Annotated in this window: 25 protein-coding genes; 13 read left to right on the top strand and 12 right to left on the bottom strand. The window is 63.2% G+C overall.

The features are described from left to right. From fmt to truA, 3 genes are all read left to right on the top strand, one after another. Positions 1–951, top strand: coding sequence for a methionyl-tRNA formyltransferase (fmt, locus tag AC1DXM_RS06050; protein ID WP_477232226.1), 951 nt, complete (start codon positions 1–3; stop codon positions 949–951). Then, positions 948–1,454 carry a GNAT family N-acetyltransferase gene (locus tag AC1DXM_RS06045; RefSeq protein WP_477232225.1) on the top strand — a complete coding sequence of 169 codons (507 nt, stop codon included), beginning with the start codon at positions 948–950 and terminating at the stop codon, positions 1,452–1,454. The genes fmt and AC1DXM_RS06045 overlap by 4 nt, the downstream gene beginning before the upstream one ends. Before the next feature lie 130 nt (positions 1,455–1,584). Then, a complete protein-coding gene (gene truA / locus AC1DXM_RS06040) occupies positions 1,585–2,340 on the top strand; it encodes a tRNA pseudouridine(38-40) synthase TruA (protein ID WP_477232224.1) in 756 nt (251 codons plus the stop codon). Here the strand turns inward: truA and AC1DXM_RS06035 are convergent. After that, on the bottom strand, positions 2,337–2,942 hold the full coding sequence (locus tag AC1DXM_RS06035) for a transporter (protein ID WP_477232223.1): 606 nt from the start codon (positions 2,940–2,942) through the stop codon (positions 2,337–2,339). The genes truA and AC1DXM_RS06035 overlap by 4 nt on opposite strands. A 2-nt stretch (positions 2,943–2,944) precedes the next feature. Beyond that, on the bottom strand, positions 2,945–4,138 hold the full coding sequence (dapE, locus tag AC1DXM_RS06030) for a succinyl-diaminopimelate desuccinylase (protein ID WP_477232222.1): 1,194 nt from the start codon (positions 4,136–4,138) through the stop codon (positions 2,945–2,947). A 115-nt stretch (positions 4,139–4,253) separates the two neighbouring features. On the opposite strand from dapE, the gene AC1DXM_RS06025 reads away from it, so the two are divergent. Next, positions 4,254–5,267 carry a 2-dehydropantoate 2-reductase gene (locus tag AC1DXM_RS06025; protein ID WP_477232221.1) on the top strand — a complete coding sequence of 338 codons (1,014 nt, stop codon included), beginning with the start codon at positions 4,254–4,256 and terminating at the stop codon, positions 5,265–5,267. A 72-nt stretch (positions 5,268–5,339) separates the two neighbouring features. On the opposite strand, the gene AC1DXM_RS06020 is transcribed toward AC1DXM_RS06025, so the two are convergent. The 4 genes from AC1DXM_RS06020 to dapD all read right to left on the bottom strand — a co-directional run bounded on the left by AC1DXM_RS06020 (position 5,340) and on the right by dapD (position 7,776). Continuing rightward, entirely contained in the window at positions 5,340–6,110 is a 771-nt protein-coding gene (locus AC1DXM_RS06020) for a hypothetical protein (protein ID WP_477232220.1), read from the bottom strand. A gap of 21 nt (positions 6,111–6,131) precedes the next feature. Then, positions 6,132–6,503 (bottom strand): DUF805 domain-containing protein, encoded by a 372-nt coding sequence (locus AC1DXM_RS06015; protein WP_477232219.1) that lies wholly within the window; start codon positions 6,501–6,503, stop codon positions 6,132–6,134. Next, positions 6,496–6,849: a DUF805 domain-containing protein gene (locus AC1DXM_RS06010; RefSeq protein ID WP_477232218.1), complete on the bottom strand. Its 354-nt coding sequence runs from the start codon at positions 6,847–6,849 to the stop codon at positions 6,496–6,498. Before AC1DXM_RS06010 ends, AC1DXM_RS06015 begins: the two co-directional genes overlap by 8 nt. A 72-nt stretch (positions 6,850–6,921) precedes the next feature. Further along, the gene (dapD, locus tag AC1DXM_RS06005; protein ID WP_477232217.1) at positions 6,922–7,776 is read right to left on the bottom strand and encodes a 2,3,4,5-tetrahydropyridine-2,6-dicarboxylate N-succinyltransferase; all 855 of its coding nucleotides are present in this window, start codon (positions 7,774–7,776) and stop codon (positions 6,922–6,924) included. Positions 7,777–7,999: 223 nt separating this feature from the next. On the opposite strand from dapD, the gene AC1DXM_RS06000 reads away from it, so the two are divergent. Continuing rightward, positions 8,000–8,845, top strand: coding sequence for an LOG family protein (locus AC1DXM_RS06000; protein WP_477232216.1), 846 nt, complete (start codon positions 8,000–8,002; stop codon positions 8,843–8,845). Positions 8,846–8,936: 91 nt separating this feature from the next. Here AC1DXM_RS06000 and AC1DXM_RS05995 read toward each other — a convergent pair whose 3' ends face one another. Continuing rightward, positions 8,937–9,656, bottom strand: a complete 720-nt coding sequence (locus AC1DXM_RS05995; protein WP_112559019.1) for a pyrimidine 5'-nucleotidase — start codon at positions 9,654–9,656, stop codon at positions 8,937–8,939. A gap of 175 nt (positions 9,657–9,831) precedes the next feature. Here AC1DXM_RS05995 and AC1DXM_RS05990 point away from each other — a divergent pair, with 175 nt between their 5' ends. From AC1DXM_RS05990 to AC1DXM_RS05980, 3 genes are all read left to right on the top strand, one after another. Next, the gene (locus tag AC1DXM_RS05990; protein WP_112559018.1) at positions 9,832–10,593 is read left to right on the top strand and encodes a GGDEF domain-containing protein; all 762 of its coding nucleotides are present in this window, start codon (positions 9,832–9,834) and stop codon (positions 10,591–10,593) included. Between the two features lie 177 nt (positions 10,594–10,770). After that, positions 10,771–10,941 (top strand): hypothetical protein, encoded by a 171-nt coding sequence (locus AC1DXM_RS05985; RefSeq protein ID WP_477232215.1) that lies wholly within the window; start codon positions 10,771–10,773, stop codon positions 10,939–10,941. Beyond that, positions 10,938–12,377 carry a GMC oxidoreductase gene (locus tag AC1DXM_RS05980; RefSeq protein ID WP_477232214.1) on the top strand — a complete coding sequence of 480 codons (1,440 nt, stop codon included), beginning with the start codon at positions 10,938–10,940 and terminating at the stop codon, positions 12,375–12,377. Before AC1DXM_RS05985 ends, AC1DXM_RS05980 begins: the two co-directional genes overlap by 4 nt. A gap of 148 nt (positions 12,378–12,525) precedes the next feature. Here the strand turns inward: AC1DXM_RS05980 and AC1DXM_RS05975 are convergent, their stop codons facing one another. Further along, positions 12,526–12,693, bottom strand: a complete 168-nt coding sequence (locus AC1DXM_RS05975; RefSeq protein ID WP_181059834.1) for a hypothetical protein — start codon at positions 12,691–12,693, stop codon at positions 12,526–12,528. A 94-nt stretch (positions 12,694–12,787) separates the two neighbouring features. Between AC1DXM_RS05975 and AC1DXM_RS05970 the strand changes: the two genes are divergently transcribed. Continuing rightward, positions 12,788–13,282 carry a MarR family winged helix-turn-helix transcriptional regulator gene (locus AC1DXM_RS05970; RefSeq protein WP_477232213.1) on the top strand — a complete coding sequence of 165 codons (495 nt, stop codon included), beginning with the start codon at positions 12,788–12,790 and terminating at the stop codon, positions 13,280–13,282. Positions 13,283–13,330: 48 nt separating this feature from the next. On the opposite strand, the gene AC1DXM_RS05965 is transcribed toward AC1DXM_RS05970, so the two are convergent. Then, a complete protein-coding gene (locus tag AC1DXM_RS05965) occupies positions 13,331–13,963 on the bottom strand; it encodes a TetR/AcrR family transcriptional regulator (protein WP_477232212.1) in 633 nt (210 codons plus the stop codon). A gap of 104 nt (positions 13,964–14,067) precedes the next feature. Here AC1DXM_RS05965 and AC1DXM_RS05960 point away from each other — a divergent pair, with 104 nt between their 5' ends. After that, positions 14,068–14,472, top strand: coding sequence for a VOC family protein (locus AC1DXM_RS05960; RefSeq protein WP_477232211.1), 405 nt, complete (start codon positions 14,068–14,070; stop codon positions 14,470–14,472). Between the two features lie 106 nt (positions 14,473–14,578). Here the strand turns inward: AC1DXM_RS05960 and phhA are convergent, their stop codons facing one another. Next, entirely contained in the window at positions 14,579–15,415 is an 837-nt protein-coding gene (phhA, locus tag AC1DXM_RS05955) for a phenylalanine 4-monooxygenase (protein ID WP_192256982.1), read from the bottom strand. A 140-nt stretch (positions 15,416–15,555) separates the two neighbouring features. Here phhA and AC1DXM_RS05950 point away from each other — a divergent pair, with 140 nt between their 5' ends. The 3 genes from AC1DXM_RS05950 (at position 15,556) to AC1DXM_RS05940 (ending at position 18,240) form a co-directional block, all read left to right on the top strand. Further along, the gene (locus tag AC1DXM_RS05950) at positions 15,556–16,032 is read left to right on the top strand and encodes an Lrp/AsnC family transcriptional regulator (protein WP_477232210.1); all 477 of its coding nucleotides are present in this window, start codon (positions 15,556–15,558) and stop codon (positions 16,030–16,032) included. A 112-nt stretch (positions 16,033–16,144) separates the two neighbouring features. Further along, on the top strand, positions 16,145–17,692 hold the full coding sequence (gene bchE / locus AC1DXM_RS05945) for a magnesium-protoporphyrin IX monomethyl ester anaerobic oxidative cyclase (RefSeq protein WP_477232209.1): 1,548 nt from the start codon (positions 16,145–16,147) through the stop codon (positions 17,690–17,692). 149 nt (positions 17,693–17,841) lie between these two features. Beyond that, a complete protein-coding gene (locus AC1DXM_RS05940; protein ID WP_477232208.1) occupies positions 17,842–18,240 on the top strand; it encodes a RidA family protein in 399 nt (132 codons plus the stop codon). Positions 18,241–18,265: 25 nt separating this feature from the next. Here the strand turns inward: AC1DXM_RS05940 and argB are convergent, their stop codons facing one another. Next, positions 18,266–19,159, bottom strand: a complete 894-nt coding sequence (gene argB / locus AC1DXM_RS05935) for an acetylglutamate kinase (RefSeq protein WP_477232207.1) — start codon at positions 19,157–19,159, stop codon at positions 18,266–18,268. 109 nt (positions 19,160–19,268) lie between these two features. After that, positions 19,269–20,765 carry an amidase gene (locus tag AC1DXM_RS05930; protein WP_477232206.1) on the bottom strand — a complete coding sequence of 499 codons (1,497 nt, stop codon included), beginning with the start codon at positions 20,763–20,765 and terminating at the stop codon, positions 19,269–19,271. Between the last annotated feature and the right edge of the window lie 29 nt (positions 20,766–20,794).

Raw genomic sequence — 20,794 nt, 5'->3', positions numbered from 1 at the left:
ATGTCGCTCCGCGTCATCTTCATGGGCACGCCGGAGTTTTCGGTGCCGGTGCTGCGCGCGATCGCCGAGGCGGGACACGAGATAGCAGCCGTTTACACCCAGCCGCCGCGCGCCGCAGGCCGCCGTGGGCTGGAACTGACGCCGTCGCCGGTGCAGCGCGAGGCCGAGCGGCTTGATGTCGCGGTACGCACACCGATTTCACTGAAGAGCGAGGGTGAGCAGGCCGCTTTCCGCGCCTTGCAGGCCGATGTCGCCGTCGTCGTCGCCTATGGCCTGTTGTTGCCGAAGGCTATTCTGGAGGCCCCGCGGCTCGGCTGTATCAACGGCCATGCCTCGCTTTTGCCGCGATGGCGTGGTGCTGCTCCCATCCAGCGTGCCATCATGGCCGGCGATACTGAGACCGGCATGATGGTGATGCATATGGAAGAGGGCCTGGACACCGGCCCGGTGGCACTGGTTGAAAAATGCGCCATCGGACCCGATATGACGGCCGGCGACCTGCACGATCGCTTGATGAACATTGGCGCCACCCTGATGGTGGAAGCGCTGTCCCGATTGGAGACAAATACGCTGGCATCCACCTTGCAGGCGACTGACGGGGTGACCTACGCCAGGAAAATCGACAAATCGGAGACTCGTATTGACTGGACGCGGCCGGCTGGCGAGGTCCACAATCATATTCGCGGCCTGTCGCCATTCCCTGGCGCGTGGTGCGAGGCCGATATTGGTGGCCGCACAGAACGGCTGAAACTGCTTCGCTCGACGCTTTCGGAAGGCACGCTTTCTGAAGGCATGGGCGAGTCGGGAGGAATTCTCGATGACCGCCTGACGGTCGCCTGCGGAACAGGCGCAATCAGGCTGGTCGAAGTTCAACGGGCGGGCGGAAGGCCCGCTGCCGCGCAGGAGTTTCTGCGCGGGGCCAAGATCGAAAAAGGAATGAAATTCTCATGAGCATGATGTCGATACGCGCGGCAACGCCGCGGGATCGCGAGGCTATTCGCCTCGTCGAGGAACACGCATTCGGCCAGCAGGCGGAGGCCGGTCTGGTCGACGCGCTGGTCACCGGCGGCGACGCCGTTGTCGAGCTTGTGGCGGAAGAAGACGGCCAGGTGGTCGGCCACATTCTGTTTTCCAGGCTGTATGTGCAGAATGGCGGCAAGAGCTTCCCGGCGGTGGCGCTGGCGCCCTTGGCGGTCGAGCCGTCTTTCCATGGTTCGGGCATTGGCGGCGCGCTGATCCGCGAGGCGCATATCCGCCTCAAGGACGCCGGCGAGGTGCTCGCCGTTGTGCTGGGCGATCCGGCCTATTACGGCCGCTTCGGCTACAACCATGCGCGCGCCGAAAAGTTCGAGAGCGAATACCAGGGTGAGGCGCTGCAGGCGCTGGCCTGGGGCGACGCCCCCGGAAAAGGCAAACTGGTTTACGCCCAGGCCTTTACCGCACTCGCTGCCTGAGCATGATGCCGAAAAGTGTGAAGCGGTTTTCAGACGACATCATGCTCTATCTCTTTGATTTAGAGCCGGATTCAGATTTCAGGTCGATTCAACCTGAAATCTTCCGGCTCTAGGCGAGTGCAGATCGCCCATGCCGCGTTTTCGTCTCGATATCGAATATGACGGCAGCCTCTTCGCCGGCTGGCAACACCAGGCGGATCAGCCTTCGGTGCAGCAGGCGATAGAGCAGGCGATCGAGAAATTCAGCGGCGAGGCGGTGCGGTTGCGCGCCGCCGGCCGTACCGACGCCGGCGTGCATGCGACCGCCCAGGTGGCGCATGTCGACCTCGCCAAGGCGTGGCCAAACGACAAGGTGCGCGACGCCATCAACGCGCATCTGCAGGCAGCGGGTGCGCACGTCGCCATCCTGCAGGCGACGCTTGTCCCCGACGATTTCGATGCCCGTTTCTCGGCCACCGGGCGGCACTATCTCTACCGCATCCTCAACCGGCGCGCGCCGGCTGCGATGGAAAAGGGCAAGGTCTGGTGGGTGCCGAAGCGGCTCGATGCCGACGCCATGCACGAAGCGGCGAAAGTCCTGCTCGGCCGACATGACTTTACCACTTTCCGCTCGACGCAATGCCAGGCCAACAGTCCGGTGCGGACGTTGGAGCGGCTCGATGTGAGCCGCCAGGGCGACCTGATCGAGGTCAGGGCCTCGGCGCGCTCGTTCCTGCACAACCAGGTGCGCTCCATGGTCGGGTCGCTGAAACGCGTCGGCGACGGCGGCTGGACGGCTGCTGACCTCAAGGCCGCGCTCGACGCGCAGGACCGCGCCGCCTGCGGTCAGGTGGCCCCGCCCGACGGGCTTTTTCTCATCGGCGTCGACTATCCGGAAAAATCCTAAGCCGGGGCGGCCGTCGGTACGGTAATGCCGAGCAGCGCCACAAGGCAGAACAAGACGGCCAGAGACACCACCAGCATGCCTGTGAACACGGCGGTGCCGACAGCCGCGCCCTTGCCGATCGCGGCGTTGGTCATCCGCCAGGTGAGGACCAGCGACAGCACCACCAGAACCAGCCACACCAATTCGGCAAATGGGTTGCCGGACGGCAGGAAGAGCCTGATCAACGCCGAGGGCAGCAGCATCCAGGCGGTGATTGCCGACGCCCAATTGCTGGCGACGACGTAGTGGACGAAGCGGTCGCCGATGCCGGCACGCGACGCGACCAGGGCAAGCGCGACCAGCGGCAGCAGCCACGAGCCGAGGTCGACGGTTGCCAGGCGGATCAACATGCCAAGCCGACCGGCGAACGCATTGGGGTCGCCGATCTCGTTGGCCGTGCCGACCCAGCCGACGATCATCGCCGGCGCGGCGACGACGATGGCAAAGAAGGAATTCCAGAAGCCGTCCGCCGACAGGTCGAGCAGCCGCAAACCGTCGGCCTTGCCGAGCATCAGCCGCCAGGCGCCGGTAAGCGATGAATAGGTCTCGTCAACCGAAAGCATGATCAGCCTTGCTCGAACCAGTCTTCTATGAAGCGCTGGTAGATCTGGGTCAGCGTTTCGAGGTCGGCCAATGCGACGCGTTCATCGACCATATGCATGGTCTTGCCGACCAGCCCGAACTCGACCACCGGGCAATAATCCTTGATGAAACGGGCGTCCGAAGTGCCGCCGGAGGTGGAGAGCGCCGGCTCCTTGCCGACCGCCGCCTTGATCGAGCCACGCAGCGTGTCGATGAGTTTGTCGTCGCGCGTCAGGAAAACGTGGCTCGGCCGGTCGCGCCAGACAAGCTCATAGTCGACGGGGGTCTTCTTGCCGGTCCGGTATTTCTTGCGCTTGGCCGCCTGGTCGAGGCGGTTGTGGATCTCTGCCTGCACCGTCTCGGCCGTCCAGCTGTCGTTGAAGCGGATGTTGAAGGTGGCTGTCGCCTTGGCCGGGATGACATTGGTCGCCGGATTGCCGACCTCGATCGAGGTCACTTCCAGATTGGTCGGCTGGAAATCCTTCGTGCCCTTGTCGAAGACGGGGTGGAGCAAGGCCTCGACCAGGCTCATCAGGCCGCGCACCGGATTGTCGGCAAGCAAGGGATAGGCGACATGGCCCTGGCGGCCGTTGACGGTGACGCTGCCCGACATCGAGCCACGCCGGCCGATCTTGATCATGTCGCCGAGCGCGTCTGGATTGGTCGGCTCGCCGACGATCGAGGCATCCCATTTCTCGCCCTTGGCCGCCGCCCAGTCGAGCAGTTTTGTCGTGCCGTTGATGGCCGGGCCCTCTTCGTCACCGGTGATCAGCAGCGACACCGAGCCTTTAGGGCCGCCCTTGTTCTCGACATGGCGCGCCACGGCAGCGATGAAACAGGCGATGCCGCCCTTCATGTCGACGGCGCCGCGGCCGTACATCTCGCCCTTGGCGATCTCGGCAGCGAAAGGCGGATGCGTCCACGACGCCTCGTCGCCCACCGGCACCACGTCGGTATGGCCGGCAAACATCAGATGCGGCCCATTGCCGGAGCGGCGCGCATAAAGGTTCTCGATGTCAGGCGTGCCGTCTTCGGAAAACACCGGGCGTTCGACGGAAAAGCCGAGCGGCTTCAGCATGCCTTCCAGCGCGGTCAGCGCACCACCCTCGGCGGGAGTTACGGAGGCGCAGCGTATGAGGGTCGCGAGATTGGCGGCGGGATCGGTCGGCAGTTTCATGGGCAAAGCGATAATCGAAAGCGAAAGGCCTGTCACGGTCAGAGATGATGACCGGTCCTGCCGCCGACATTATGGTTTTCATGTCGTATAGTGCAGGCCAATACAGGATTATCGCATGGCCAACGCCGAAAGGACCATCGTCATTGCCGGCGCCGGCAGCATCGGCTGCTATGTCGGCGGCTGCCTGGCGCTGGCCGGACGCAAGGTGGTGTTTCTGGCGCGGCCGCGCATCGCGGAGGCCTTGCTGGGCGGTGGGCTGCGTGTCACCGACCTCGACGGCCGCGACCGATCCATCAAGCCAGTGTCCGTCACTGCCGACCCGGCCGCCGCCCTGGGCAATGCCGACGTGGTTCTGGTGACGGTCAAGAACGGCGCCACCGAGGAGATGGCGGCGCTCATCGCCGTGCATGCTCGCGCCGATGTCGTGGTGGTCAGTCTGCAGAACGGTGTCGGCAATGCCGACCGGTTACGCGCCGGGCTGGGCTCTCGACCGGTGCTGGCCGGCATGGTGCCGTTCAATGTCGTCCAGTCGGCCGAAGGCAACGTGCCGCTTCACATGCATCGTGCCAGCGAGGGCAAGGTGATGATCGAAGACGGTGTGGCTGGCCTTGCCGACCTTCTCGACGTCGAAGGCCTTGCCGTCGAAACCCATGCCGACATCAAGGCAGTGCAGTGGGGCAAGCTGCTGATCAACCTCAACAATGCGCTCGTCGCGCTGTCCGGCCTGCCGCTGGCGAGTGAGCTTGCCGACCGCCGCTGGCGGCTGATCCTGGCCGGTCAGATCGACGAGGCGCTGGCGGCGATGAAGGCATCACAAATCGCCCCGGCGCGGGTCGGCGGCCTGCGTCCCGGCCTGTTGCCGAAACTGCTCCGGCTGCCGGACTGGCTGTTTCGGCTGGTGGCCCGCCGCATGCTCGCCATCGACCCGCAGGCGCGCTCGTCGATGTGGGACGACCTCCAGCGCGGCCGGCCAACCGAAATCGGCGACCTGCAGGGAACGGTCCTGAGCCTCGCCGAAAAGGCCGGCACGCCGGCTCCTTTGCTTAAACGGATCACCGCGCTGGTGCGGCAGGCCGAGCAGGAAAAGCGCGGGTCACCCGGGCTGACGCCGGAAGTCGTCACGGGATAGGCTGCTCGCCGTAAGCGTCAGACCGTGGCCCGCACATGAGCCCGGAAAAGCAGCCTCGCCGGCACCGCTGCGTCACAGCTTTGGCGCGCGCCTCCGAGCCGGCGCCTTGCTCGCCGGGCCCGGCGCCGGCAGCGGTTGCACCGCCGGGTGGTTCTCGATCAGCGTGATCTTCTGCCAGATCTTGCGCGACAGGTTGGATGCCAGGTTCTCGACGTCGTTGACGCCGTCGATGACCACATCGTCATTGACCGACTGCGCGAACAGCGCCGCGATTTTGCCGGTGATCGATAGCATTTCCGAGCAATAGTCGAGATAGCGCGCGAGGTCCGCGGCATTGGTGATACGCGCCGGCGAATGCGCGGTCGGCCTGAAATTGGCAGACAATGCAGCCGGATCCTTGGTCAGTTGGTGCATGTCGATGACATGGATCAGCGACCTCAGCCCATGTAACTGGCGAAACACCCGCTTGCGCTTGATGCGCTCCTCGGTGCGGATCAGCGCCAGCAGGCCGAGCACGGCAAGGATGATCATGTTGATCGTGGCTTCGATGCCTTGCACCGACTGCACCGCGTCGTCTGCCTGCGAGATATGGATGAGCGGCAGGATGGTGCCGACGAACAGGAAAATCAGCGCGCCGGCGGCGACGGCGGCGACGATGGCGCCGCGCAGCCACCAGATCGGCGCCTCGAGCGCCTGCGCCGCCTTGGCCAGGTCGCGCGACAGCGACACCAGTTCGGCGGCGACGCCGCGCAGACCCGCCTCGGGAAAACGCTCGGCGACGCGCCCTTCCAGCCGCTCGGCGGTGTCGATGATCAGTTTCGGATCAAGCGTGCGGTAGCGCATGGCGAGATATCCGGTCGGCCCTCAGGGTTGTGCGGGAGAATTGGTGTGCCGGCCGTAGCGATTGGGCCCGGGATCACTTCTGAAGCAGGCAAGAATGAGAAGAAGAATCGGGCCGATGATGAGAGAGATCAACGCGTAGTAAGTCGGTTTGCCGAAATCATGGAAACGCTTTGCCGTAACCGCGAAGCTCGACCAGGTCGAAATCAGCACAACGGTCCAGAACACGGTGGCCCACACTTGGCTATTTGCGGTGCCGGGCTCCAGTCTGGCAAACTGGTAGAGCGGGAAAAACTGGGCAAGCAGCAAAAGCAGGCCGGCCAGCGCATACGCACCGGGGCTGACGCGGCCTGAGGTTTTGAAGAAAAGCCAAATGAGGTCTATTTTTTCAGGCAAGCGGATCCGGTCCGTATTGATTGGCGCCCCTGTTGCCTTCGAGGATGCCCAGCTCGACGATAAGCCAGATCGCTCCGATGAAAGGCACCAGCGCGATAAGTGTCCACCAGCCCGACTTGTTGCGGTCATGCCAGCGCTTGGCGTAGACGGCGAAGACCAGATAGAGCGTGGCGATCACATAGATCAGGTAGACGAAACCGTAAGGCATGCTGTTGAACGTGGTGCCGATGATGTTGTCGATGATCATGGCGATGATGGCGCCGACGAATATCACACCAACGCAAGCCCAGAATTTGGCGCGGTTGATACGGCCTTCATAGCTCGTCAGAAGATACTTCCAGTCCATGTCACCCCTCCATGCGGAATCAGCGCGACGGAATGTCGCGCCGGCGGAAGGTGCGTCCGTTTACAAAAAAGATCAATCGCGCAGCAATTCGTTGATCGAGGTCTTGGAACGGGTCTTGGCGTCGACGCGCTTGACGATCACGGCGCAATAGAGGCCTGGGCCTGGCTCATTGTTCGGAAAGGCCTTGCCCGGCATCGAGCCGGCGACGACAACGGAATTGGCCGGCACTTCGCCGTAAAACACCTCGCCGGTGGCGCGGTCGACGATCTTGGTCGACTGGCCGATGAACACGCCCATGCCGAGCACCGAGCCCTCGCGCACGATGCAGCCCTCGACCACTTCCGAGCGCGCGCCGATGAAGCAATTGTCCTCGATGATGGTCGGGCCGGCCTGCATCGGCTCCAGCACGCCGCCAATGCCGACGCCGCCCGACAGGTGCACGTTCTTGCCGATCTGGGCGCAGGAGCCGACCGAGGCCCATGTGTCGACCATGGTGCCGCTATCGACATAGGCGCCGACATTGACGAAGGACGGCATCAGCACCGCGCCCGGCGCGACATAGGCCGAACGGCGCACGATCGACGACGGCACGGCGCGGAAGCCGGCCTTCTCGAAATCGACAGCGCTCCAGCCGTCGAACTTCGACGCCACCTTGTCCCACCATACGGCCTGGCCCGGGCCACCCTTGATGATCTCCATGGGATAGAGCCGGAAGGAGAGCAGCACCGCCTTCTTCAGCCACTGGTTGACATGCCACTTGCCGTCGGCCTGGCGCTCGGCGACGCGGACCGTGCCGTGGTCGAGCAGGTCGAGCGCGGACTGGATGGCGTCGCGCGTTTCGCCGCGGGTCGCGGTCGAAATCGTGTCGCGCTCCTCGAAGGCCTTCTCGATGGTCTTTTCGAGGCTTGCCAGATCAGGCTTCGACATGAATTCGCTCCGTTACCACGCTGTTAAGGCCATCGCCTTAACCTGTTTTGAAAATCGCGCGGACCTGGCAGGCTTTGCCTGCCTGGGTCTTTGCATGTAGCAGGTTCTTGTCGCAAAACCGCCGAACACTTTTGCGGAACCTGCTTATGTTAAGGCGTATTGGGGGTCAATCGCGCGTGCGCCACGGGACGGCGCAAGTGAACTGTTGGGACGGGTAAAGCATATGACTCCTATGGAAAAGGCGGGATGGACGCCGCTGCCGCATTCGGACGAGGATCTGGAGCGCTCGAAAAGCGTGCCCGATACGCCGCAGACGCGCGCCGACACCTATCGTCTGGCCTGGAACGATCCCGACTTCATGACGCGTCGCGAATTGCGCGCGGTGCGGTTGCAGTTGGAACTGTTGAAGCCCGAAATGATCCTGGCCGAACGCGGCATCCGCTCGACGGTGATCCTGTTCGGCGGCGCGCGCATTCCCGAACCTGGCGGCGAGGCCTGGGCGGCCAAGAACGAGACGCAGAAGAAGAACCTCGAGGAAAACAGCAAATACTACGAGGAGGCGCGCAAATTCGCCCGCCTCTGCGCGAAGCAGTCAGCCACGTCCTATTATCGGGAATTCGTCGTCGTCACCGGTGGTGGGCCTGGCGTCATGGAGGCTGGCAATCGCGGCGCCGACGATGTAGGCGCGCCGTCGATCGGCCTCAACATCGTGCTGCCGCACGAGCAGGCGCCGAATGCCTATGTGACACCGGAGCTGTGCTTCAACTTCCACTATTTCGCCATCCGCAAGATGCATTTCGTCATGCGCGCCAAGGCTGTTGCGGTGTTTCCGGGCGGCTTCGGCACCATGGACGAGTTCTTCGAGACGCTGACACTGATCCAGACGGGCCGCATGGAGCGCGTGCCAGTGATCCTGTTCGGCAAGGCGTTCTGGAAACGCGCCATCAATCTCGATTTCCTGGCCGAACAGGGCACCATCACGCCCGGCGACCAGGACATCATCGACTTCGTCGACACCGCCGATGAGGCGTGGGAGATTATCAGCCGCTTCTACAAGTTAGGGGAGTAAGGCAGTAGGGCAGTAAGGGAGTAGGGGAATTTGATCTGGATGCGGTGAGTGCAACCGCCGTATTCTCCTACTGCCCTACTGCCCTACTGCCCTACTGCCCTACTGCCTCACTCCCCGCGACTATCCCCGTCAGGAAACTGGCGAGATCGTCGGTGACGAAATCGACGTCGTCCTCATTGGCTGGATCGCGTTCCCAGATCTCGGCAAAGGTCGGCTCGAAATTGCGCGGCACCACCAGCACTGTGGTCATGCCCAGCGATTTCGGCACCTCCAGATTGCGGGCGAGATCCTCGAACATCACCGCATTGTGGCCGGTGACGGCGTGCAGTTCGGCAAACTTCTCATAGGTCTGGCGCGACGGCTTCGGCGTCAGCCCCGCGGCGACGATGTCGAATATGTCGTCGAAATGGTCGAGGATGCCGAGTTGGCGCGCGGTCCGCTCGGCGTGCCTGCGATCGCCATTGGTGAAGATGAACTTGCGCCCGGGAAGCTGGCGGATGGCGGTGCCGAGCACCGGATCGGGCACCAGCCACGAATAGTCGATGTCGTGCACCTTTTCGAGGAAGTCGTCGGGGTCGATACCGTGGCGTGTCATCAGCCCGTTCAGCGTCGTGCCATATTCGAGGTAGAGTTCCTTCTGCAGCTTGCGGGCCTCGTCACGCGGCAGCGTCAGCAGTTCTCCGACATAGGCCGTCATCTTGACGTCGATCTGTGAAAACAGATTCGAATGGTGCGGATAGAGCGTGTTGTCGAGGTCGAACACCCAGTCGGTGACGTGAGCGAAGCGGGCGGGATCGGGCGACGTGGTCATGGCGTCCTTATGGCACGAAATATCGGCCGTTCGAACCCCTTTCTGATGGCAGGCTTATCCACAACCTGTACGCATCTAGAGTTGTAAAAATGGGCTCACCATTCAAATTTTAGCCATCGCCGAAAGGTGGCCTTCAGGGCTTGCTGGCACAGAGACGGTTCAGTGGGAGCCAGCGATGAGTCGCATACTTTTAAAGTCCGCCGCCGTCGCGTTCGGCTCGGTAGCCGTCTCGCTTTTGCTGACGCTTATTGTCGTTCCCGCCATGGGTTTTCCGGTCAGTCGCACCATCTGGCTGACGTCGACGGTGTGCCCGCTGGCGCTCGCCTGGATCGCCTGCGCCAGCACCTTCTGGCAGAGCGACAGACTGAAAGGCGCGCATCGCGATCTTGCCCGCGCGCATGCCCAGCTCGCCGCCGCGCATCGGCGCCTGTCGGAGAAGGCGAGCCGCGACGACATGACCGGCATGCTCAACCGCGAGAGCTTCTTTGCCGCGCTCGACGGCTCGCGGCGTAAATCCGATCGCGGCGCGCTGCTGATCATCGACGCCGACCATTTCAAGGCGATCAACGACAGCTTCGGCCATCTGACCGGCGATGACGCGCTGCTGCTGATCGCCAGCGCCATCGAGCGTGGCGTGCGCAGCGGCGACGTGCTTGGCCGTATCGGCGGCGAGGAGTTCGGCGCCTTCCTGGTCGGCGCCACCGGCGCGGAGGCCAGGCGTGTCGCCGAGCGCATCCGCCGCGAAGTCGAGCTGATCCGCTTCCGCCCGGTCGACGAGCGGACTGTGCCGCTGACCGTCAGCATTGGCGGCATCACTTGCGGTGAGGATGCCAATGTTTCGGAACTGATGCGCGCTGCCGACCTCCGGCTCTACGAGGCCAAGCACCGTGGCCGCAATTTGTCGATCCTCGACCGGGACATTTCCGAGGCCGCCTGAGGCTCGCGCTCATGCTCGCTAAGGATTTGCTAACATCATTGTCACGCAACCACGCCGTTTACCCGGTTGTAAGCTGTTTCCCGGCTAGAACTGGCACGGAAATGGCCTGTCTGGCCGGCACGTGTGCCGTTCAGGGAACGCCATGCGTGGATCGAAGCCCCCATCGAGAGACGTGTCATGAGCTTCTTCATCAAGAAAATATCACGCCGCACCATCGTGCAGGCGCTGATTGCGATGCCGGCGTTACGGCTGTTTCGCAAGCTGCCTGACAGCGACCGTCCCCATGCCGACCCCGACGAGATCGTCGAGGTCAATGGCTGGATCCTGAAGCGGAGCGACCTGGCATGATCTTCGACAGTCACGAGGCATATCGCGCCTCGGATTTCAAACCCAGGGTCTGCATCCTCGGCTCGGGCCCTGCCGGCACCACCATCGCCAGGAAGCTTGGCGCCGCGGGTATTCCGGTGGTGGTGCTGGAGGCCGGCGCGCGCGAATTCAGCGACGAGTCGCAGGATTTCTACCGCGGCACCACGGTCGGCGATCCCTATTTCGACCTCGACATCACCCGGCTGCGCTTCATGGGCGGCTCGTCGAACCACTGGGCCGGCTGGTGCCGGGTGCTCGACAGCCAAGATTTCGAACCCAAGGCGTGGGCGCCGGACACCGGCTGGCCGATTAGCCGCGCCGACATCGAGCCCTATCTGGGTGAGGTGCATGACATCCTCGAGCTTCCGGACTTCCGTCCCGATGTGCCGATTTCGGACGACATACGCTGGGTGCAGCTGATCAAGAGCCCGGCCGTGCGCTTTGGCGAGAAATTCGCCGATGAGCTCGACAACAGCAAGACCATCGCCGTCGTGCTCAACACCTATGCCACCGAACTTGCCGGCGACGGCAAGCGGGTGACCGGCGCCAGGCTATGGTCGAACGGCCAGGATGCCGGCGCCTTCAGCGCCGACTATTTCATCGTCTGTACCGGCGGGCTGGAGAATTCGCGGCTGCTTCTATGGTCGAACCAGCGCTCCAATGGCGGCGTGGTGCCGAACGCCACGGCGCTTGGCCGCTACTGGATGGAGCATCCGACTTTCGAGGGCGGCAATGCCATCCTGGCCGACTACAGCGAGTTCGAGGTCGACGCCGTCAACGAGGCCTTCTTCTCGCCGACGCCGGCCGCCATGGAACGGCTGCAGATCATGAATTTCGGCATCCGCTTGATCGAGACGCCCTATGCCGGCGTCAAGAGCCTGATTGCCGACTTGGCCTGCACCGCACCCGACGCCGCCGAATGGGTGGCGTATCAGCTCAGCCAGAATCTGCGCTGTGCGGCCCAACTCTACGTCGCCTGGGAACAGGCGCCGCTGGCTTCGAACCGGATCGAACTGTCGAAGACCGATGTCGACCATGCCGGCGTGCCGCGCATCGAGCTGCATTGGAAGAAGTCGCCGCTGGAGCGGCGCACCATTCTGGAGGGGCTCAAACTCTTCGGCACGACGCTGATCGAGAAGGACCTCGGCCGCGTCCGCATCATGGACTGGCTTGCCAATGGCCAGGACTACCCGACCGACGAGGAACTGGCCGGCCATCATCACATGGGCGGCACGCGCATGGGCACCGATGTGACCAAGAGCGTCGTCGACGCCAACTGCAAGGTTCATGGCATGGACAATCTCTATGTCGGCGGCTCCTCGGTGTTCTGCACCTCGGGCGAATGCAACCCGACGACGACGATCACCGCCCTTGCCTGCCGGATGGGTGATCATCTCAGCAAGATCATCACGGTGTGACGCAGTCATCACGTCTAATGTTGCAAAAAAGTAGGCGGAGCCGGTGCCTGTGACGGCAGCCGGCGCCGCCTTTGGGAAGATCGTGCTGAGTTGTAGCGATTTGCGCAATTCCGGACGGAAAACCGCTACACACTTTCCTGCAATTGCCCTAGAGGCCGTAGACGGCGATGCGCACGAGCACGGCGGCCGCGGCCAGCGCCACCAGCAATATGCCAAGGCCGATGGGCGAGCCCCAGCCATACCATTTCATCGCCATCTCGGCGTATTTGTACTCTTCCTCGTGGGAGAGCGGCGCGCGCTGTTGAATCAAGCTCATTTTTCACTCCTTGTCGGCGGCAGGCTCTTGCTATGTCCGAGCCGGAGCCGCATATTGATGCAATGGTCTAAATGTTAGACAGATTGATAGTTAGATGAGTGAAATAAATTCGTCAAGCCGGAATCGTGAGGACATGACGACGGCCATCGGCCTGGCCATCATGCAGTGGCAGGACGCGACGCAGGCCTATGATGAAGCAGTGGGGGCAAGGCTTGGGCTGAACATGGCCGAACGCCATTGCATCGGGCTGCTTTACGGCGGCCCGCAATCGGCCGGCGCCATCGCGATCGCAACCGGCCTGACGCCGGCCGCCGTGACCGCGCTGATCGACCGGCTGGAAGCGCGCGGGCTCTTGACCCGCACGCGCAGTCTCGAGGACAGGCGCAAGGTGGTGATCGAGGCGACCGAGGCGACGCGCGAGCTGTCGGCGCGTTACTACGGCGCCATCGCGCGCGAAGGCGAGAAGGTCGTCGCCACCTTCAGCGACGCGGAACTAGCCACCATATCGCGCTTCGTCCACGCCGCACTCGACCTGCAGCGCGACCAGCTGGCGCGACTGAAGGCCGAGGGACCGGACGCCGAGCGATAGGGATGCCTATGTGTTAGGGGTATCACTGCATATGTCGGCAGGACGAGACTATTTCGGCTGGACCCCATAGGCGGCAAGAAACGCCTCCACCGAGGCATCCGCGTGTCGTTCAAGTTCGGCCTTGGAACGCCGGTTGCTTCCCGTGAACATGGCTTCGTTCATGGGGATCCAAAGAAGCATTCCAAAAAAATGGCTGGCTGCCAGATGGGGATCACTGGTTTGTATCAGTCCTCGACTGGTGAGCTTTTGAAAGCAAGACGCCATTGAGCCAAGCATGCGCTCGAAGCCCTTTTCGTACCAACTGCGGCCAAGCTGCGGCATTCGGTCCGCGTTGGCGATAATTAGGCGCCGCAGCTTCAACAACTCTTCATCCATGAGGACCGCCATCAGACGTCGGGCAAGCTGCTGCAGCCCACCTTCCATGAATTTCGCCTCGGAAAGCAGCGTCGTCACGGACTCGATGATGTCGTTGGCTTGTGTAGCGGTCGACAGAACGACTTCGCCGAACAGCGTCTCCTTGTCGGTGAAATGCTTGTAGACGGTCTGCTTGGAAGCTCCCGCCCTGGTGGCGATTTCTTCCATGCTGGTTCCATCATAACCCTTAGCGATGAACGCCGCCGTGGCCGCCTGGATGATTTCACGATCCTTGCGTGCCGATCTCGTCTCACCGTCGATTTTCATCGCGCTCCCCTTGGCCGGTACTAGACGGTACCGTTCCCGCGTGATAGCCATGAAAACGGTACTGGACTGACTAGTACCTGTCAACGAAGGCAAGGCTTAGACCGATGACCAAGATGATCTTCCTCAATCTACCGGTGCGCGATCTGCAGGCAGCGACCAACTTTTATCTCGCGATCGGGGGCACGCTCAATCCGCAGTTCTCGAACGACCAGGCCAGCTCGATCATGTTCTCAGACTCCATTGGGGTCATGCTGCTAACGCACGGACATTACAGCCAGTTCACGGCACGGCAGATCGGCGACGCCAAGCGTGACAGCCAGATGCTGATCGCGCTCACTACAGACAGCAAGGACGAGGTCAATGCGATAATCGAGAAGGGCGTGGCGGCCGGCGGCCGCGCCGATCCCAACCCTGCGCAGGATCTCGGTTTCATGTTCAACCGCCACATCGAAGACCCCGACGGCAACGTCTGGGAGTTCCTGTGGATGAACCCGTCCGCCATGCAATAGGCCAGCGGGATCGAGCGCCCGAAGCGCGTCGCGTTGAAACGGATTCACGCGACGCGCTTCAGGTCTTTGTTTCCGGGCAACGCCTTAAACACCGGTTCCGGATTTGCTAGACCGTCGCCGGGTCGAGCGCGGGCTGCCCCTTGCGGCGGGCAACGATCGCCTTGAAATCGGCGGTCCGGAACGCGTCGCGCAGCACGTCGAAGGACGGCAGCACGAAATAGGCGCGCTGGAACTTGTCGATCTCGTAGCCGGTGCGCATCACCGTTTCGAGGTCGAAGGGCACGTGGTGCGCATCCGGGCTCGCGACGGCAAACTGCAATTCGGTGAAAGACGACATCAGCCCGGCGCCGAAAGCCTTCAGCGGCTGGTCCTTCTCCTGCATCAGCCCGTATTCGGCGGTGTACCAATAGAGGCGGGTGATCATCTCGTCGCCGCCCAGCGCAATCACGCTCTCGGCCTTCTCGCCATACATCTGCATGAAATCGGCAAACACCGGCTGCGTCAGGATGGGCACATGGCCGAAGAAGTCGTGGAACATGTCGGGCTCGACGATGTAGTCGAGTTCTTCCTTGGTGCGCAGCCAGTTGGTCACCGGAAAACGCCGGTTGGCGAGATGGTCGAAGAAGGGCGCGGCCGGAATGAGGCCGGGAACGGCGACGATTTCCCAGCCGGTCAACTTGCGCAGCTTCTCTGAGACCGCGCCGAAATCCGGAATCCTGTCCAGCAGGCCGAGCGTGGCGACGCCGTCGAGATAGGAGTGGTGCGCCAGTTTTTGGGTAAGCTTGGTCTGGCGGTCGCACAGCGTGCGCCACACCGCCTGTTCCTCGGCGCTGTAATCATAGCCTTGCGCCACGGTGAAGTCGGAACGGCACACCGAATAATCGCCGCGCAGGCCTTGGGCCGCGCAATCACGGGCATACTCGGCAACGCTCATCGTCGTCATGGTTCTTCTCCCCTGATCATGACACTTCGAATCTGTTCGCCGAATCTAGCGGCAGCCGGCGAGGCAATTCAGCTTTGATGATGGCTTGGAGGAAGGATTCGAGGTAAAAGTCACCACGCGAAAGCTGAAGGAGAGTGAAAATGCCTCAGTTTGACGATTTCGAGATCAAGATGCTCGACATCCTGCAGCGCGACGGGAGAAAACCCGTATCCGAGTTGGCGCAGGAGATCGGCTTGTCGACGACACCATGCGCCCGCCGCTTCGAGGCGCTGCAGGAGGCCGGCATCATCAAGGGCTTCGCCGCCGTGCTCAGCCGCCGCGCCGTCGGCCTGATGGTCGAGGTGTTCATCGAGGTGCGGCTGGTCAGCCACAGCGACGGTTCGCCAGAAACCTTCATCGCCGCTGTGCAACGCATGGACGAGGTTTCCTCATGCTGGACGATGACCGGCGACCACGATTTCCTGCTGCATGTCATGGTGCCGTCTGTCGACGAGCTCAACGCCTTCGTCATGCACCGGCTGATGCGGCTTGCCGGCGTGCGCGACGTCCACACGCAGCTGGTGTTGCAGAACATCAAGGGCCCCGGCCACGTGCCGCTCGCCCATCTAAGGCGATGAGCGCGGGCGTCGCCATTTCTGCCGAAAAGCTGCACGCAAACTGCTGAACGGAGCCCAATTGCCGATCTGAAACGCCGGCTACGCCATGCGGACCACTACTTCGGGGTCCGTCATGAACATCGTGCTGATCAATCCGCCGCACACCGCCATCGGCAGCCGCGTGCCCGACGACCATCTGCCGCCGCTTGGCCTTCTGGCGCTGGGCGGGCCGCTGCTCGACGCCGGCCACATGGTGCGGCTCGTCGACGCCGAATTCGGGCCGATGCCATTGGACACCCTTGTGCGCGATGCTTTGAGCGGCCAGCCCGACTGCATCCTGATCGGCCATTCCGGCTCGACCTCGGCACATCCGACCGCGCTCACCATCGCGCGCATGGTCAAGGCGCTCGAGCCGGCGACGTTGGTGATCTATGGCGGCGTGTTCCCGACCTATCACTGGCGCGACATACTGGCGGCGACCGATGTCTTCGACTTCATCGTGCGCGGCGAGGGTGAGGCGACCATCGCGGCACTCATCGAGGCGCTGGACAAGCGCCGGCCGCTGGCGGAAGTCGCCGGCATCGCCTATCGCGACGATCTCGGCCGTCCCTTCGCGACGCAACCGGCCGGCACCATCGCCGCCCTCGACGATTACCGCGTCGGTTGGGAGCTGATCGACCATCGCCGCTACAGCTATTGGGGCGGCAAGCGCGCCGTGGTCATGCAATTTTCCCGCGGCTGCCCGCATCTGTGCAATTACTGCGGCCAGCGCGGCTTCTGGACCCGCTGGCGGCATCGCGACCCCAAGAAATTTGCACAGGAGATCGCCTGGCTGCATCGCGAGCACGGCGTCGAGCTGGTCAACCTCGCCGACGAAAACCCGACAGTGTCGAAGAAGGCCTGGCGCGCTTTTCTCGACGCATTGATCGCCGAGAACGTGCCGGTGCTGATCGTCGGCTCGACCCGCGCCGACGACATCGTGCGCGATGCCGATATCCTGCATCTCTACCGCAAGGCCGGCGTCATCCGCTGGTTGCTCGGCATGGAAAACACTGACGAGCAGACGCTTCAATTGATCCGCAAGGGCGGCAGCACCTCATCCGACCGCGAGGCAATCCGGCTGCTGCGCCAGCACGGAATATTGTCGATGGCGACCTGGGTGGCCGGGTTCGAGGACGAGACCTTTCGCGACCTGTGGCGCGGCTTCCGCCAGCTGCTTGCCTATGACCCCGACCAGATCCAGGCGCTCTATGTCACCCCGCATCGCTGGACGCCGTTCTTCCGCATCGCCAGGGACCGCAAAGTCATCCAGACCGACACCCGGCTGTGGGACTACAAGCACCAGGTGCTACAGATGACGCGGCTGAAACCGTGGATGCTGTTCTTCTCGGTCAAGCTGATCGAGGTCGCGGTGCAGTCGCGGCCGAAGGCATTGGCGCGCATCCTATTCCACAGGGATCCGGAGCAACGCCATTCGATGCGCTGGTACACGCAAATGGGCCGCCGCGTCTGGTTCCGCGAGGTCTGGGGCTTTTTGGCCCGCGACCGCCGCCTCAAGGATGGTCCCACGCTGGCTGAGTTCTGGGGCGCGCCGCAGGATGCCGAAGAGGAATCGATGGTTGTCGTGCGTCCGCCGCGCAAGCCGGCCGAAGCGGCAGTCGCGATACCGCCGGGCGCCTGACAGGCCTGCTGCCATTTTATAGATATACGCGACGTATGTGTATTGACATACGCGACGTATGCATCCATCTCAGGATACGGGGCGTATGTAAAGGGCCCGGAGCGCAGGCCGACATCGTCGCGAACCTGCCTTGTCCAGATGGAGTGAAAATGACCAAACGTGACGCTATCTTCCCTGCCGGCCGGCAGGCCCTCTACGAGATCAACCGCTATTCTGCGGCGATCCGCTCAGGCGACCTTCTCTTCGTCTCGGGTCAGGTCGGCAGCCGCGAGGACGGCTCGCCCGAGCCGATCTTCGAAAAGCAGGTCCAGCTCGCCTTCGACAATCTCGCGGCCGTGCTGAAAGCCGCCGGCTGCACATTCGACGACATTGTCGACGTGACCACCTTCCACACCGATCCGGCCGCGCAATGGGCCGCGATCGATGCCGTTCGGCTGAAGGTGCTCGGTGAACCGCCCTACACCAACTGGACCGCGGTCGGCGTCAACTGGTTAGCCGGCTTCGACTTCGAAATAAAAGTCATTGCGCGCCTGCCCCAACCCGCCTGATCGACCGGCTGCGGCCAGCTGCGGTTCAGGGCACGATCAGCGTGCCGGCGCCGTGTTCGGTGAACAGTTCGAGCAGCACCGAATGCGGCGTCTTGCCGTTGAGGATGACGACGCCTTCGACACCGCGCTCGATCGCCTCGATGCAGGTCTCGACCTTGGGGATCATGCCGCCCGACACGGTGCCATCCTTGATCAGCGCCTTGGCCTCGGCCACCGTCAACTCGTCGATCAGCTTCTTGTTCTTGTCGAGCACGCCGGGCACATCGGTCAGGAACAGAAGGCGCGTCGCCTGGCAGGCGCCGGCAATGGCGCCGGCAAAAGTGTCGGCATTGATGTTGTAGGTATGGCCGTCGCGGCCGGGCGCCACCGGCGCCAGCACCGGGATCATTTCCGAGCGCGCCAAAAGGTCGAGCAGCGTGCGGTCGACCTCGACCGGTTCGCCGACAAAGCCGAGATCGAGCACGCGCTCGATGTTGGAGTCCGGGTCGATCATGGTCTTGCGCGCCTTTTCGGCAAACACCATGTTGCCGTCCTTGCCGCACAGGCCGATCGCCCATTCGCCCTCGGCGTTGATCAGCGCCACGATCTCCTTGTTGATCGAACCGGCCAGCACCATCTCGACGATCTCGACGGTCTTCTGGTCGGTAACGCGCAGGCCGCCTTCGAACTTCGATTCGATGCCCATCTTGGCCAGCATGGCGCCAATCTGCGGGCCGCCGCCATGGACGACGATCGGGTTGACGCCGGACTGCTTCAACAGCGCGATGTCGCGGGCGAAGGCCTTGCCGAGCTCGATATCGCCCATGGCATGGCCGCCATATTTCACCACCACGGTCTTGTGCTCGTAGCGCTGCATATAAGGCAGTGCCCGCGAAAGCAGGGCGGCCTGCATTTCGGCGGTGGCGGCTATCTCCGTCATCGGCGTGGTTCCCTGGATGTGGGTAAGGACGGCGGCGTCTTAGCGGGAATTGGCGCAAGCCGCAAACGGCTTTGCTGTCACAATGATGAAATCGCAGAGACGGCGCGATCTAGTCCGGCACCTTCAGCGGCGCCCGCTGCGTCAGCCAGCCCGAAATCTTTTCCATCTGTCCGGCGAGCGACAGAAGCGTCTCCTCGTCACCCGGGCGGCCGACGGCCTGGATGCCGAGCGGCAGGCCGGCATCGGTGACGTGGACAGGCAGTGCGATCGACGGCTGGCCGCTGACATTCTGGATCGCCGGCCAATGGGTGAACCACAGGCTCTTGTCCATCAATTGACCGAGCAGCGGCTTGAGCTTCAGCAGCCGGGTAAGGTGCAGCTTGTCGAGCAGGTTTTCGATAAGCTCGTCGGCACCCTTCGGGTCCATGGCACCGCAGGCGAGCGGCGGATGGGCAATGATCGGCATCAGCACAGCGTCATATTGCGCCGTCTCGGTGATCAGCTGGCGTGAAATGGCGTTGAGCCGTTGCAGGCCGGCATAGATCTCGCCGGCCGAGACGATTTCGCCGAAGCGCGCAATGACGCGCGTGGCGCGCTCGATATCGCCCAGGACCGGGCGGCCGACGCGCAGCGCCTCGTCGCGCATCGTACCGGCAACCGCAGATGCGACGGTTTTGGCAAAATCGGCCATGAACTCGCGATCGATATAGGGCAGGTCGATCTCCTCCACCGTGTGGCCGCCATCGCGGGCCAGCGCTGTCGCCATATCGAGCGCGGCGAGCGTCTCGGCCGATATCGGCAGGCCGAGCGGAGATCTCCGGTAGACGGCGAGCTTGAGCTTGCCTGGATCGCGCGCCGCGGCGGCGGCAAAGGTCCCTTTCGGCGCCGGCGCGGCGTAGGGCGCCAGCGGGTCGGGTCCGTGCGTCAGGGCGAGCAGCAGCGCGCAGTCACGCACCGAGCGGCTGACGGCATGGTCGACGACCATGCCGTACCAGGCTTCGCTGATCAGCGGCGTCTGCGGCACGCGGCCGCGTGAGGGTTTCAGGCCGACCAGCCCGCTGCAGGCCGAAGGCACCCGGATCGAACCGCCGCCATCCGAGGCATGCGCCGCCGGCACCACGCCGGCCGCGACCAAAGCCGCCGCACCGCCGGACGAACCGCCGCTGGTATGGCCCGTGTTCCACGGATTGCGGGTGATGCCGAAGGCGGCCGATTCGGTCATCAGCCTCAGCCCTTGTTCGGGCGAGGTGCTGGTGGCGACCGGAATGAGCCCGGCAGCGAGATAGCGCTCGGTCATCACCGAATTGAAGTCGGCGGTGAAAGCCGGGATGCGGCTGCCGGTATGCGTCGGCACGCCCTTGATGGCAATGCCGAGGTCCTTCAGCGCAAAGGGCACGCCGGCCAGCGGCAGGGTGCGGTCGACGGATTTCGCCCGCGTCCTGGCCGCATCGTAGAGCGGTTCGGCAATTGCGTTGATTTCAGGACGGGTGGCCTCGGCACGCGCGATCGCTGCGTCGACAAGGTCTTGTGGCGAGATCTCACCTTTGTGCACCAGCTCCGCCAGGCCGGTTGCATCGTTTTCCCACAGCATGCGTTCGGCCGACATTGCTTTCCCCTTTTGGTGAGAAGCTAACG

The sequence above is a fragment of the Mesorhizobium sp. P3_A2 genome, assembly GCF_056403115.1.
The sequence above is the reverse complement of the archived record's forward strand: the minus strand, read 5'-3'. Positions and strand labels throughout refer to the sequence as shown.

Excerpts from the sequence above, each read along its gene's own strand:
- AC1DXM_RS06035 (WP_477232223.1), bottom strand. The coding sequence starts at position 2,942 with ATGCTTTCGGTTGACGAGACCTATTCATCGCTTACCGGCGCCTGGCGG.
- dapE (WP_477232222.1), bottom strand. The coding sequence starts at position 4,138 with ATGAAACTGCCGACCGATCCCGCCGCCAATCTCGCGACCCTCATACGC.
- AC1DXM_RS05980 (WP_477232214.1), top strand. The coding sequence starts at position 10,938 with ATGATCTTCGACAGTCACGAGGCATATCGCGCCTCGGATTTCAAACCC.
- AC1DXM_RS05990 (WP_112559018.1), top strand. The coding sequence starts at position 9,832 with ATGAGTCGCATACTTTTAAAGTCCGCCGCCGTCGCGTTCGGCTCGGTA.
- AC1DXM_RS06020 (WP_477232220.1), bottom strand. The coding sequence starts at position 6,110 with ATGCGCTACCGCACGCTTGATCCGAAACTGATCATCGACACCGCCGAG.
- AC1DXM_RS05965 (WP_477232212.1), bottom strand. The coding sequence starts at position 13,963 with ATGAAAATCGACGGTGAGACGAGATCGGCACGCAAGGATCGTGAAATC.
- fmt (WP_477232226.1), top strand. The coding sequence starts at position 1 with ATGTCGCTCCGCGTCATCTTCATGGGCACGCCGGAGTTTTCGGTGCCG.
- AC1DXM_RS05975 (WP_181059834.1), bottom strand. The coding sequence starts at position 12,693 with ATGAGCTTGATTCAACAGCGCGCGCCGCTCTCCCACGAGGAAGAGTAC.
- truA (WP_477232224.1), top strand. The coding sequence starts at position 1,585 with ATGCCGCGTTTTCGTCTCGATATCGAATATGACGGCAGCCTCTTCGCC.
- AC1DXM_RS05930 (WP_477232206.1), bottom strand. The coding sequence starts at position 20,765 with ATGTCGGCCGAACGCATGCTGTGGGAAAACGATGCAACCGGCCTGGCG.
- AC1DXM_RS05950 (WP_477232210.1), top strand. The coding sequence starts at position 15,556 with ATGCCTCAGTTTGACGATTTCGAGATCAAGATGCTCGACATCCTGCAG.
- AC1DXM_RS05995 (WP_112559019.1), bottom strand. The coding sequence starts at position 9,656 with ATGACCACGTCGCCCGATCCCGCCCGCTTCGCTCACGTCACCGACTGG.
- AC1DXM_RS06000 (WP_477232216.1), top strand. The coding sequence starts at position 8,000 with ATGACTCCTATGGAAAAGGCGGGATGGACGCCGCTGCCGCATTCGGAC.
- bchE (WP_477232209.1), top strand. The coding sequence starts at position 16,145 with ATGAACATCGTGCTGATCAATCCGCCGCACACCGCCATCGGCAGCCGC.
- AC1DXM_RS06025 (WP_477232221.1), top strand. The coding sequence starts at position 4,254 with ATGGCCAACGCCGAAAGGACCATCGTCATTGCCGGCGCCGGCAGCATC.
- AC1DXM_RS05970 (WP_477232213.1), top strand. The coding sequence starts at position 12,788 with ATGAGTGAAATAAATTCGTCAAGCCGGAATCGTGAGGACATGACGACG.
- dapD (WP_477232217.1), bottom strand. The coding sequence starts at position 7,776 with ATGTCGAAGCCTGATCTGGCAAGCCTCGAAAAGACCATCGAGAAGGCC.
- AC1DXM_RS05960 (WP_477232211.1), top strand. The coding sequence starts at position 14,068 with ATGACCAAGATGATCTTCCTCAATCTACCGGTGCGCGATCTGCAGGCA.
- phhA (WP_192256982.1), bottom strand. The coding sequence starts at position 15,415 with ATGACGACGATGAGCGTTGCCGAGTATGCCCGTGATTGCGCGGCCCAA.
- AC1DXM_RS06045 (WP_477232225.1), top strand. The coding sequence starts at position 948 with ATGAGCATGATGTCGATACGCGCGGCAACGCCGCGGGATCGCGAGGCT.
- argB (WP_477232207.1), bottom strand. The coding sequence starts at position 19,159 with ATGACGGAGATAGCCGCCACCGCCGAAATGCAGGCCGCCCTGCTTTCG.
- AC1DXM_RS05985 (WP_477232215.1), top strand. The coding sequence starts at position 10,771 with ATGAGCTTCTTCATCAAGAAAATATCACGCCGCACCATCGTGCAGGCG.
- AC1DXM_RS05940 (WP_477232208.1), top strand. The coding sequence starts at position 17,842 with ATGACCAAACGTGACGCTATCTTCCCTGCCGGCCGGCAGGCCCTCTAC.
- AC1DXM_RS06010 (WP_477232218.1), bottom strand. The coding sequence starts at position 6,849 with ATGGACTGGAAGTATCTTCTGACGAGCTATGAAGGCCGTATCAACCGC.